The organism is Rahnella sp. ATs2 (assembly GCF_051851855.1).
GTDB lineage: Bacteria > Pseudomonadota > Gammaproteobacteria > Enterobacterales > Enterobacteriaceae > Rahnella > Rahnella variigena.
Map to the genome: position 1 here is coordinate 14,459 of NZ_JBLYPL010000037.1, position 12,559 is coordinate 27,017.

General features: G+C 50.1%; 9 protein-coding genes. All 9 read right to left on the bottom strand.

Translation table 11 applies throughout. From position 1 onward, the window contains the following. Positions 1 to 9 precede the first annotated feature (9 nt). A complete protein-coding gene (gene rpoC, locus ACJY2G_RS24670) occupies positions 10 to 4,230 on the bottom strand; it encodes a DNA-directed RNA polymerase subunit beta' (protein ID WP_095924286.1) in 4,221 nt (1,406 codons plus the stop codon). 91 nt (positions 4,231 to 4,321) lie between these two features. Then, the gene (gene rpoB, locus ACJY2G_RS24675) at positions 4,322 to 8,350 is read right to left on the bottom strand and encodes a DNA-directed RNA polymerase subunit beta (RefSeq protein WP_430320964.1); all 4,029 of its coding nucleotides are present in this window, start codon (positions 8,348 to 8,350) and stop codon (positions 4,322 to 4,324) included. A 332-nt stretch (positions 8,351 to 8,682) separates the two neighbouring features. Then, positions 8,683 to 9,048 carry a 50S ribosomal protein L7/L12 gene (rplL, locus tag ACJY2G_RS24680; protein WP_013577410.1) on the bottom strand — a complete coding sequence of 122 codons (366 nt, stop codon included), beginning with the start codon at positions 9,046 to 9,048 and terminating at the stop codon, positions 8,683 to 8,685. A 66-nt stretch (positions 9,049 to 9,114) separates the two neighbouring features. Then, positions 9,115 to 9,612: a 50S ribosomal protein L10 gene (rplJ, locus tag ACJY2G_RS24685; protein ID WP_112288545.1), complete on the bottom strand. Its 498-nt coding sequence runs from the start codon at positions 9,610 to 9,612 to the stop codon at positions 9,115 to 9,117. Positions 9,613 to 9,949: 337 nt separating this feature from the next. Beyond that, positions 9,950 to 10,654 carry a 50S ribosomal protein L1 gene (gene rplA, locus ACJY2G_RS24690; protein ID WP_120164019.1) on the bottom strand — a complete coding sequence of 235 codons (705 nt, stop codon included), beginning with the start codon at positions 10,652 to 10,654 and terminating at the stop codon, positions 9,950 to 9,952. Positions 10,655 to 10,657: 3 nt separating this feature from the next. Then, the gene (gene rplK / locus ACJY2G_RS24695; RefSeq protein ID WP_013577413.1) at positions 10,658 to 11,086 is read right to left on the bottom strand and encodes a 50S ribosomal protein L11; all 429 of its coding nucleotides are present in this window, start codon (positions 11,084 to 11,086) and stop codon (positions 10,658 to 10,660) included. A gap of 178 nt (positions 11,087 to 11,264) precedes the next feature. Then, positions 11,265 to 11,810, bottom strand: a complete 546-nt coding sequence (gene nusG, locus ACJY2G_RS24700) for a transcription termination/antitermination protein NusG (RefSeq protein ID WP_009639145.1) — start codon at positions 11,808 to 11,810, stop codon at positions 11,265 to 11,267. Beyond that, a complete protein-coding gene (secE, locus tag ACJY2G_RS24705; protein WP_034794996.1) occupies positions 11,811 to 12,194 on the bottom strand; it encodes a preprotein translocase subunit SecE in 384 nt (127 codons plus the stop codon). Positions 12,195 to 12,447: 253 nt separating this feature from the next. Then, positions 12,448 to 12,559: elongation factor Tu (locus ACJY2G_RS24710; RefSeq protein WP_072269979.1), on the bottom strand; the 112-nt coding region annotated here is incomplete at its 5' end.

Genomic DNA, 12,559 nt, shown 5'->3' on the forward strand with positions numbered 1-12,559 from the left:
AGAAGACGATTAATCGTCGCTGTTACCGAAACCTGCGTTCAGCAGTTCAGCCAGGTTAGCCGTTGCTTCATCCGCGCTGACTTGCGGTACAACTGGCACTTCGCCCTGAGCTTTACGGCGTGCACGATCCTGGTGATAAGCGTAACCGGTACCGGCTGGGATCAGACGGCCAACGATAACGTTCTCTTTCAGGCCACGCAGTTCATCACGTTTACCGGCAACAGCCGCTTCGGTAAGAACGCGCGTGGTTTCCTGGAACGACGCAGCAGAGATGAAGGATTCGGTCGCCAGGGATGCCTTGGTGATACCGAGCAGGTCACGGCTGAATGTTGCCGTGATTTTGCCTTCAGCTTCCAGCTTACGGTTAGCGATTTTAACGCGAGACATTTCTGCCTGCTCGCCTTCCAGGAAGTCAGTGCCACCAGCGCTAACGATGGTGCCTTTACGCAACATCTGACGAACGATAACTTCGATGTGCTTATCGTTAATCTTAACGCCTTGCAGACGGTAAACTTCCTGCACTTCGTTGGTGATGTAGCGGGTAACCGCGTGAACACCACGTAAACGCAAGATGTCGTGCGGAGACTCTGGGCCGTCGGATACGACGTCACCACGTTCCACAACTTCGCCTTCGAACACGTTCAGCTGACGCCATTTAGGGATCATTTCTTCGTAAGCATCGCTGCCATCCAACGGAGAAATTACCAGACGACGTTTGCCTTTGGTTTCTTTACCGAAGGAGATGATCCCACTGATTTCAGCAAGGATTGCAGGCTCTTTCGGACGACGTGCTTCGAACAGGTCAGCAACGCGTGGCAGACCACCGGTGATGTCCTTGGTACCGCCGGATTCCTGAGGAATACGCGCCAGGGTGTCACCAGAGTGGATCTGAGTACCATCTTCCAGCTGAACAATCGCTTTACCTGGCAGGAAGTATTGAGCAGGCATATCAGTACCTGGGATCAATACGTCGTCGCCTTTAGCGTCAACGATTTTCAGTGCCGGACGCAGGTCTTTACCGCTACCGGTACGCTCTGCAGAGTCCAGAACTACCAGAGAAGACAAACCGGTCAGGTCGTCGGTCTGGCGTGTGATGGTCTGAGTATCCACCATATCGGCAAAGCGAATGAAACCACTCACTTCACTGATAACTGGCATTGTGTGCGGATCCCAGTTAGCAACGGTTTCGCCGCCGTTAACTGATGCGCCATCGCCTTTGCCCATCACGGAACCGTAAGGCACTTTATAGCTTTCTTTGGTACGACCGAATTCGTCGATCAATTTCAGCTCAGTGTTACGGGAAGTGATGACCAGTTTGCCGTTAGAGTTGCTAACGTGCTTATGGTTGCTCAGTTTAATGGTACCAGTGTTCTTAACCTGGATGCTGGATTCCGCTGCCGCACGAGATGCCGCACCACCGATGTGGAACGTACGCATCGTCAGCTGGGTACCCGGCTCACCGATGGACTGTGCTGCAATAACACCGATCGCTTCACCTTTGTTGATGATGTGACCACGTGCCAGGTCGCGACCGTAGCAGTTTGCACACACACCAAAGTCGGTTTCGCAACTTACGACTGAACGTACTTTCACGCTGTCGACTGAGTTCTCTTCTAACAGATCACACGTCTTCTCGTGAAGCAGGGTGTTACGTGGAACCAGGATATCCGCCGTACCCGGCTTGAGGATATCTTCTGCAGTCACACGACCCAGAACACGTTCGCGCAGTGGTTCTTTAACGTCGCCACCTTCGATGACCGGAGTCATCATGATGCCTTCGTGAGTACCACAGTCGTCTTCGGTCACAACCAGATCCTGCGCGACGTCAACCAGACGACGAGTCAGATAACCGGAGTTAGCCGTTTTAAGTGCGGTATCCGCCAAGCCTTTACGAGCACCGTGAGTAGAGATGAAGTACTGGAGTACGTTCAGACCTTCACGGAAGTTCGCGGTGATTGGCGTTTCAATGATGGAACCATCTGGTTTCGCCATCAGGCCACGCATACCGGCCAGCTGACGAATCTGTGCAGCAGAACCACGCGCACCGGAGTCGGCCATCATAAAGATACTGTTGAAGGAAACCTGCTGTTCAACAACACCGTCACGGTTGACGACGTCTTCAACAGACAAGTTTTCCATCATTGCCTTAGCAACACGTTCGTTGGCCGCAGCCCAGATGTCGATCACTTTGTTATAGCGTTCGCCAGCAGTTACCAGACCAGACTGGAACTGTTCCTGGATTTCAGCAACTTCGGTTTCTGCTTCTTCGATAATCTCTGCTTTCTTCGCAGGGATTACCATGTCATCGATACCTACTGACGCGCCTGAACGGGCAGCGTAAGCAAAACCGGTGTACATGATCTGGTCAGCAAAAATAACGGTCGGCTTCAGGCCCAAAATGCGGTAACAAGTGTTCAGCATTTTGGAGATAGCTTTTTTGCCCAAAGGCTGGTTGACGATAGAGAACGGCAGACCTTTTGGTACGATCATCCAAAGGATGGCGCGACCAACAGTCGTGTCGATAATCGACGTTTTGTGCGTAACTTCGCCTTCGGTATTTTTGATCTCTTCTGTAATACGCACTTTGACACGCGCATGCAGAGAGGCCAAACCGGCGCGGTAAATACGCTCAGCTTCTTTAGGACCGGTCAGAACCATGCCTTCGCCTTTGGCGTTAACACAGTCACGAGTCATGTAGTACAGACCCAATACAACGTCCTGAGAAGGAACGATGATTGGCTCGCCGTTCGCAGGTGACAGGATGTTGTTGGTAGACATCATCAACGCACGCGCTTCCAGCTGAGCTTCCAGCGTCAACGGTACGTGAACAGCCATCTGGTCACCATCAAAGTCGGCGTTATATGCCGCACAAACCAGCGGGTGCAGCTGAATTGCTTTACCTTCGATCAGAACCGGTTCAAACGCCTGGATACCCAAACGGTGCAGGGTTGGTGCACGGTTCAGCAGTACCGGGTGTTCGCGGATAACTTCGTCCAGGATATCCCAAACGACAGCTTCTTCGCGCTCAACCATTTTTTTAGCGGCTTTGATGGTGGTGGCCAGGCCACGCAGTTCCAGCTTGCCGTAAATGAACGGTTTGAACAGTTCCAGTGCCATTTTCTTCGGCAGACCACACTGGTGCAGACGCAGGTATGGACCTACGGTGATAACGGAACGACCAGAGTAGTCGACACGTTTACCCAGCAAGTTCTGACGGAAACGACCCTGTTTACCTTTAATCATGTCTGCCAGAGATTTCAGCGGACGCTTGTTAGAGCCGGTGATAGCACGACCGCGACGGCCGTTATCCAGCAAAGCATCTACCGCTTCTTGCAGCATACGTTTTTCGTTACGTACGATGATGTCTGGCGCAGCCAGATCCAGCAGGCGTTTCAGACGGTTGTTACGGTTGATAACGCGACGATACAGATCGTTCAGATCCGACGTTGCGAAACGGCCGCCGTCCAACGGAACCAATGGACGCAAGTCTGGTGGCAGTACCGGCAGCACGGTCAGGATCATCCACTCTGGTTTGTTACCAGACTGAACGAACGCTTCCAGCAGCTTGATACGCTTGGTCAGCTTCTTACGTTTGGTTTCGGAGTTGGTTTCGTTCAACTCTTCACGCAGTTGCTCGCACTCTGCTTCCAGGTCCATGTTTTTCAACAGAGCCTGAATTGCTTCCGCACCCATCTTCGCGTCGAACTCATCACCAAACTCTTCCAACGCATCCAGATACTGCTCTTCAGTCAGGATCTGGCGTTTTTCGAGGTTAGTCATGCCGCCTTCGATAACCACATAGGATTCGAAGTACAGAACACGTTCGATATCACGCAGTGGCATATCCAGCAGCAAACCGATGCGCGATGGCAGCGATTTCAGGAACCAGATGTGTGCAGTCGGGGAAGCCAGTTCGATGTGGCCCATACGCTCACGGCGTACTTTAGTCTGGGTCACTTCAACGCCGCACTTCTCGCAGATCACGCCGCGATGTTTTAAACGCTTGTACTTACCGCACAGGCATTCGTAGTCTTTTACTGGTCCGAAGATACGGGCACAGAAAAGGCCGTCACGTTCTGGTTTGAACGTACGGTAGTTAATGGTTTCTGGCTTCTTAACTTCACCAAAAGACCAAGAACGGATCATGTCTGGCGATGCCAGAGCAATTTTGATCGCATCAAACTCTTCGGTCTTAGTTTGCGCTTTCAGAAACTTTAGTAAGTCTTTCACGGATTGGCTCCCGTCGGGTTAGACCTGTTAGGCACCTGGTCTGTATTGATTAACAGGCAGGTGCCCCTGTGATCAGTGCGAATTCGAGTACTTACTCGTCTTCCAGCTCGATGTTGATACCCAGAGAACGGATTTCTTTCAACAATACGTTGAAGGATTCCGGCATGCCTGGTTCCATACGATGATCGCCATCTACGATGTTTTTATACATCTTAGTACGGCCGTTCACGTCATCGGACTTAACAGTCAGCATTTCCTGCAGGGTATATGCGGCACCGTATGCTTCCAGCGCCCACACTTCCATCTCACCGAAGCGCTGACCACCGAACTGAGCTTTACCACCCAGCGGCTGCTGAGTAACAAGGCTGTAAGAACCGGTAGAACGCGCGTGCATCTTATCGTCAACAAGGTGGTTCAGTTTCAGCATGTACATGTAGCCGACAGTAACCTGACGCTCGAATTGCTCGCCGGTACGGCCGTCAAACAGTGTGATCTGACCAGAGGTAGGGATTCCGCCCATTTCAAGCAGTTGCTTGATCTCTGACTCTTTCGCACCGTCGAAGACTGGTGTTGCAATCGGCATACCTTTTTTCAGGTTCTCAGCCAGACGCAATACTTCGTCATCGGTGAAGGTGGTCAGATCAACTTTCTGACAAACGTCGTCGCCCAGATCATAGGCACGCTGGATGAACTCGCGCAGCTTAGAAACTTCTTCTTGTTTCTTCAGCATGGCATTGATTTTTTCACCAATACCTTTCGCGGCCATACCCAGGTGGGTTTCCAAAATCTGACCAATGTTCATACGTGATGGAACGCCCAGCGGGTTCAGTACGATATCAACAGGAGTCCCGTTTTCATCGTAAGGCATATCTTCGATCGGGTTGATCTTGGAGATAACACCTTTGTTACCGTGGCGGCCTGCCATCTTGTCACCAGGTTGGATTTGACGTTTAACGGCCAAATACACTTTAACGATTTTCAGCACACCTGGTGCCAGATCATCGCCCTGAGTGATTTTACGACGCTTAGCTTCGAGTTTTTTCTCAAACTCGGATTTCAGTTCGTCATACTGTTCAGCAAGCTGTTCCAACTGATTCTGTTTGTCTTCGTCAGTCAGTGACAGTTCTAACCAACGATCGCGAGGCAATTTGCCCAGCTTGTCAGCTTCAACACCGCCAGCAACCAGCGCAGACTGGATACGTGCAAACAGACCCGCTTCCAGGATCTGCAGCTCTTCAGTCAGGTCTTTCTTAGCCTGCTTCAGCTGCATCTCTTCGATTTCCAACGCACGCTTGTCTTTTTCCACGCCATCACGGGTGAAGACTTGCACGTCGATAACCGTACCGGAAACACCGTTTGGTACACGCAGAGAAGAGTCTTTAACGTCAGACGCTTTCTCACCGAAGATCGCACGCAGCAGTTTCTCTTCTGGCGTCAGCTGGGTTTCACCTTTAGGTGTCACCTTACCAACCAGAATGTCACCACCGGTCACTTCAGCACCGATATAAACGATACCGGACTCATCCAGTTTAGAGAGCGCAGCTTCACCCACGTTAGGGATGTCAGCGGTGATCTCTTCAGGCCCTAACTTGGTGTCACGGGACACACATGCCAGTTCCTGGATATGGATGGTCGTGAAGCGGTCTTCCTGCACAACACGTTCGGAGACTAAAATGGAGTCTTCGAAGTTGTAACCGTTCCAAGGCATGAACGCGACACGCATGTTCTGACCCAGTGCCAGTTCGCCCAGATCTGTTGACGGACCATCTGCCAGCACGTCGCCGCGCTCGATTGGCTCGCCCAGATTCACACACGGCATCTGATTGATGCAGGTGTTCTGGTTAGAACGGGTGTATTTGGTCAGGTTATAAATGTCGATACCTGCTTCGCCCGGGTACATCTCTTCTTCGTTAACACGAATAACGATACGGGATGCATCCACGTACTGAACAATACCGCCACGTTTAGCTACGGCAGTAACACCGGAGTCAACCGCTACAGCACGTTCCATACCAGTACCTACCAGCGGCTTATCAGCGCGCAGGGTCGGAACTGCCTGACGTTGCATGTTCGCACCCATCAATGCACGGTTGGCGTCATCGTGTTCCAGGAATGGAATAAGTGAAGCACCAACGGATACAACCTGCTGGGTGGAAACGTCCATGTAGTCAACCTGATCGCGGCTAAACAGGCTTGATTCGCCTTTGCTACGACAAGTGACCAGGTCTTCAATGAAGCGCCCTTCGTCGTCCAGGTTGGAGTTCGCCTGAGCGATTACGAAGTTGCCTTCTTCAATTGCAGACAGATAGTTGATTTCATCAGTCACCAGACCATCACGCACGCGACGGTAAGGGGTTTCCAGGAAACCGTACTCATTGGTCTGTGCATACACAGACAAGGAGTTGATCAGACCGATGTTTGGACCTTCTGGCGTTTCGATTGGACATACGCGACCGTAGTGAGTCGGGTGTACGTCTCGAACTTCAAAGCCAGCACGTTCACGGGTCAAACCGCCCGGGCCCAATGCAGAGATACGACGCTTATGCGTAATCTCAGACAACGGGTTGTTCTGGTCCATAAATTGTGACAGCTGGCTTGAGCCGAAGAATTCTTTCACCGCAGCCGAAATCGGCTTAGCGTTGATCATATCCTGAGGCATCAATGTGTCGAGGTCGCCCAGAGACAAACGCTCTTTAACAGCACGCTCAACACGAACCAGACCTACACGGAACTGGTTTTCAGCCATTTCGCCGACGGAACGAATACGACGGTTGCCCAAGTGGTCGATATCATCCACTTCGCCCTGGCCGTTACGAATGCCGATCAGCTTTTTCATTACCTGAATGATGTCGTCTTTGCTCAGGATACCTGAACCTTCGATTTCATCACGCAGCAGAGAACGGTTGAACTTCATACGACCAACAGCAGACAGGTCGTAGCGATCTTCAGAGAAGAACAGGTTCTCAAACAGGCTTTCGGCCGCTTCACGCGTTGGTGGCTCACCAGGACGCATCATTCGGTAGATCTCAACCAGTGCGCTCAGGCGATCGCTGGTTGGGTCGACGCGAATGGTCTCGGACATGTACGCGCCATGATCGAGGTCGTTGGTGAACAGCGTTTCAATGGTTTTGTGACCGGACTGGCTCAGTTTAGCCAGCAGATCCAGAGACAATTCCATGTTAGCCGGGACGATCAGCTCACCGGTATTGGTGTCGATGTAGTCTTTAGAGACCACTTTCCCTGCGATGTATTCAACAGGGACTTCGATGCGCTGAATTTCGTCTTTTTCAAGCTGACGAATATGGCGGGCAGTGATGCGGCGGCCTTTTTCTACATAGACTTTGCCGTCAGCTTCGATATCAAAGGAAGCTGTTTCACCGCGCAGGCGCTCAGGTACCAGTTCCATCTGCAACTTGTTGTCGCGGATCTGGTAAGTCACCTTGTCAAAGAACAGGTCAAGGATCTGTTCAGTCGTGTAATTTAATGCACGCAGAATGATAGTCGCAGGCAATTTACGGCGACGGTCAATACGCACAAAAAGGTTGTCTTTCGGGTCAAACTCGAAATCTAACCATGAACCGCGGTAAGGGATGATACGTGCGTTATAAAGCACTTTACCCGATGAGTGGGTTTTACCCTTATCGCTGTCGAAGAATACGCCCGGACTACGGTGCAGCTGAGATACGATAACCCTCTCAGTACCGTTAATCACGAAGGTACCATTTTCGGTCATGAGCGGAATTTCGCCCATATAGACTTCTTGTTCCTTGATGTCTTTGACCGTACCTTCTGGTGCTTCACGTTCGTAGATTACCAGGCGCAGTTTCACGCGCAGTGGCGCGGAGAACGTCACACCACGGATCTGGCATTCTTTAACGTCGAATACAGGCTCACCAAGACGGTAGCTAACGTATTGCAGCTCAGAGTTACCGCTGTAGCTCTTGATAGGGAATACAGAACGGAATGCAGCTTCCAGACCGTACTGGCCTTCCGGATCTTGCTCGATAAACTTCTGGAACGAGTCAAGCTGGATAGAAAGGAGATATGGAATGTCCAAAACTTGTGGACGTTTACCAAAATCCTTACGAATGCGTTTTTTCTCGGTATAGGAGTAAACCATAGGGTTCCTCAGCTCGCTGATCAGTGACCCAATCTTGTCTGCCCTGAGAAGGACAGTTCATGCAACACCGTTTATGTCGACCGGAAAGCAGAAACGCTTCCCGCAATATCTGTTTTCTACCACTCTTAAATCATTTCGTTGTGCGTTATCTGTAGATGAGCTACAGCAAGGGGCATCAATATATTAAGGCGTCTATAGAAAGAGATATTAGAGTAGTTCAGTGCTCAAACAGTGTGAAACACCACTGACACTCTATAGCGCAAAAAGGCTGGTGACTAAAAAGTCACCAGCCATCAGTCTGTTAGGACAGACTGCACTCCGGGAAGTTAAACTTACTTAACTTCAACAGAAGCACCAGCTTCTTCCAGAGATTTTTTCAGAGCTTCAGCGTCGTCTTTGCTGATGCCTTCTTTCAGAGCTGCTGGAGCAGACTCAACCAGGTCTTTAGCTTCTTTCAGACCCAGGCCAGTTGCGGTACGAACAGCTTTGATAACTGCAACTTTGTTCGCGCCAACAGCAGCCAGAACAACGTCGAACTCAGTTTTTTCTTCAACAGCTTCAGCAGCAGCAGCAGGACCTGCAACAGCAGCAGCAGCTGAAACGCCGAATTTCTCTTCCATAGCGGAGATCAGTTCAACGATTTCCATTACAGACAGAGCTGCAACGCCTTCAATGATTTGTTCTTTAGTGATTGACATTTCAAGTGTTCCTAGAATTCAGAAATAGTGTATACGTAAGCAAATGAACGAGATAAAAAAGGCTGATTAAGCAGCTTCTTTCTGATCGCGTACAGCAGCCAGAGTGCGAACCAATTTGCCTGCAGAGGCTTCTTTCATGGTTGCCATCAGGCGTGCGATTGCTTCTTCGTAAGTAGGTAGAGTTGCCAAGCGGTCGATTTGAGCCGCAGGAATAAACTCACCTTCAAAGGCCGCAGCTTTAACCTCAAATTTTGCATTCGCTTTAGCGAAATCTTTGAACAGACGGGCAGCAGCGCCTGGGTGTTCAGCAGAGAATGCAATCAAGGTTGGACCGACAAACGTGTCTTTCAGGCACTCAAACTGAGTACCTTCTACGACGCGACGCATCAAGGTGTTGCGAACAACACGCATGTAAACGCCAGCTTCACGACCTGCTTTACGCAGTTCAGTCATTTTATCTACAGTTACGCCACGAGAATCCGCAACAACCGCAGACAGCGCGCCTTTGGCTACTTCGATGACTTCAGCAACAATCGCTTGTTTGTCTTGAAGATTTAATGCCATTAGCTTTTTGCTCCTGGATTTGGCCGGGGAAAATCCCCGGAACTCACATCACTTGTTATCGAGAATCGATATCAAGCGTTCAAACACGGTGAGCAGAGAATCCAGCAAAGACAAATCTTAATTCTTTATAAAAAAGACAAAGAAATATTTTCTTCAGGCTCTGTCACCGTCTACGCAGGAAGGATTAAGTCCCTTTCGGGACACCTGCGGTCTTGGACGGAGGTCTGGATAGGCCAGACTCCAACCGAAAAATCTTGGTTTCGCATTAACGAAACAACGGGCCATAGATTCTAGACAAATCTACCGCCCGCGTAAAGCGATAAACGTCAGCAGTTAATTAGTTAACTGTTGCGCTCAGGCCGCTTTGATCAACAGCAAGACCAGCGCCCATGGTAGTGGACAGGCTTACTTTCTTGATGAAAACGCCTTTAGCCTGAGAAGGCTTCGCTTTTTTCAGAGCGACCAACAGAGCTTCCAGGTTTTCTTTCAGCTTGTCGGATTCGAAATCAACCTTACCGATAGTGGTATGGATGATGCCGTTTTTGTCGTTACGGTAACGAACCTGACCCGCTTTAGCGTTCTTAACCGCTTCAGCAACGTTAGGAGTTACAGTACCAACTTTCGGGTTAGGCATCAGACCACGTGGGCCCAGAACCTGACCTAATTGGCCAACAACGCGCATTGCATCTGGAGATGCGATAACAACGTCGAAGTTCATTTCGCCTTTCTTGATCAGGTCAGCCAGATCTTCCATACCTACCAGCTCAGCGCCTGCAGCTTTAGCAGCTTCAGCGTTTGCACCTTGGGTGAAGACGGCAACGCGAACAGAACGACCGGTGCCATGTGGCAGTACGGTTGCGCCGCGAACGTTTTGATCAGATTTACGAGCGTCGATGCCGAGGTTAACAGCAACGTCAACGCTTTCTACGAATTTAGCAGTGGCCAGCTCTTTGAGCAGAGCAACGGCTTCGGTGATGTCATACTGTTTAGTAGCATCAACTTTGTCACGGATCACGCGCATGCGCTTGGTCAGCTTAGCCATTTATTAATCCTCCACTACCAGGCCCATGGAACGAGCAGTACCTTCGATGGAGCGAGTCATCGCTTCAACGTCAGAACCAGTCATGTCCGCAGCTTTGGTTTCTGCGATTTCACGAACCTGAGCACTCGTTACTTTACCCACTTTGTCTTTGTTCGGCTTGCCGGAACCAGACTTGATACCAGCCGCTTTCTTCAGCAGTACTGCTGCAGGAGGGGTTTTGGTAACAAAGGTGAAAGAACGGTCAGAATAAACAGTAATAACAACAGGAATTGGCAGGCCTTTTTCCATGCTATCAGTCTTAGCATTGAACGCCTTACAGAATTCCATGATGTTCACGCCTTGTTGACCCAGAGCTGGACCAACTGGCGGACTTGGGTTTGCCATACCGGCTGCAACTTGCAGCTTAACGTAGGCTTGTACTTTCTTGGCCATGGTAAATATCCTCGTTTGGGTGATATCGCCTGTTTGAAGAGGCTCCCCGTTATTTACAGAACTTGGTTCTTTACGCTTTACGTACAGAGGCTGCACATAAAAACAAAAGGCGCGAAATTATAGTTCAATTTCGCGCCTTGTACAACATCTGTTCTAACGAATATTTAGAAAGCTGCTGTTAGCCTTTTTCAACCTGACCGAAGTCCAGTTCAACCGGTGTTGCACGGCCAAAGATGGATACAGACACTTTCAGGCGGCTTTTTTCGTAATCAACTTCTTCAACCACGCCATTGAAGTCCGCAAACGGACCGTCGTTAACACGTACCAGTTCACCTGGTTCAAACAATGTTTTAGGACGTGGCTTATCACCCACTTGTTGCAGGCGATTCATGATCGCATCAACTTCTTTATCGCTGATTGGTGCAGGACGATCTGACGTTCCGCCAATGAAGCCCATCACACGAGGAACGCTGCGAACTAAGTGCCAGCTGGCGTCATTCATTACCATCTGTACCAGCACATAACCCGGGAAGAATTTACGTTCACTTTTACGGCGCTGGCCACCACGGATCTCAACCACTTCTTCGGTTGGAACCATGACTTCACCAAACAGTTCTTCCATGTCATGTAATTTGATGTGCTCACGCAGCGATTGCGCTACGCGGCCTTCAAAGCCAGAAAACGCCTGAACGACGTACCAACGTTTTTTAGGTGCTTCAGACATTTAGAACCTCAAGCCAGTAATGAAAGATACCAGGCGGACTAAAATACCATCCAGCCCCCACAGAATCAGAGACATAACGGCAGTCACCGCAGCAACGATCAGTGTGGTATGCAATGTTTCCTGGCGCGTTGGCCAAATGACTTTACGTACTTCAGTACGCGCTTCACGAGCAAACGCGACTGTCGCTTTGCCTTTAGTGGTCAGTAATGCCACTGCGCCTGCAATTGCGATAATAACAACTACGGCTAACGCGCGTAACGGCAGGCTGTATGCACGGTAATAATAGTTACCGACAATAGCTACAACCAACAAAACGGCAACAACCAGCCACTTTACCGCTTCCAGGCCGCGCCCGCTCCCTTGAGCCTCGGTATTCGCACTCATAAACCAACCCGTCACAATGATTCAGAACAAACAACTTTGCCTCGCATTGCGAGGCAAACCAAACCGATCGATGCTCTACTTGAGCGCAATTCGGTGTTTTACGCTATATCTCAGAGCCTATCTCACCAGTGATTATGACGTAAAAATCGCTGATGAGATAGGTTCTAGCGCCACAGCGTAGAAAAAAGGGCATCGAATGATGCCCTTTTAGTGTGTATTGCGTCAACGAATAGTGACAAAAAACTATCAGCGATTAAGCGATAACTTTAGCAACAACACCAGCACCTACAGTACGGCCGCCTTCACGAATTGCGAAACGCAGACCGTCATCCATCGCGATTGGGTGGATCAGGGTAACAACCATA

Coding starts and splice junctions, on each gene's coding strand:
- rplK (WP_013577413.1), bottom strand. CDS start 11,086: ATGGCCAAGAAAGTACAAGCCTACGTTAAGCTGCAAGTTGCAGCCGGT.
- rpoB (WP_430320964.1), bottom strand. CDS start 8,350: ATGGTTTACTCCTATACCGAGAAAAAACGCATTCGTAAGGATTTTGGT.
- rplJ (WP_112288545.1), bottom strand. CDS start 9,612: ATGGCATTAAATCTTCAAGACAAACAAGCGATTGTTGCTGAAGTCATC.
- nusG (WP_009639145.1), bottom strand. CDS start 11,810: ATGTCTGAAGCACCTAAAAAACGTTGGTACGTCGTTCAGGCGTTTTCT.
- rplA (WP_120164019.1), bottom strand. CDS start 10,654: ATGGCTAAGCTGACCAAGCGCATGCGCGTGATCCGTGACAAAGTTGAT.
- secE (WP_034794996.1), bottom strand. CDS start 12,194: ATGAGTGCGAATACCGAGGCTCAAGGGAGCGGGCGCGGCCTGGAAGCG.
- rplL (WP_013577410.1), bottom strand. CDS start 9,048: ATGTCAATCACTAAAGAACAAATCATTGAAGGCGTTGCAGCTCTGTCT.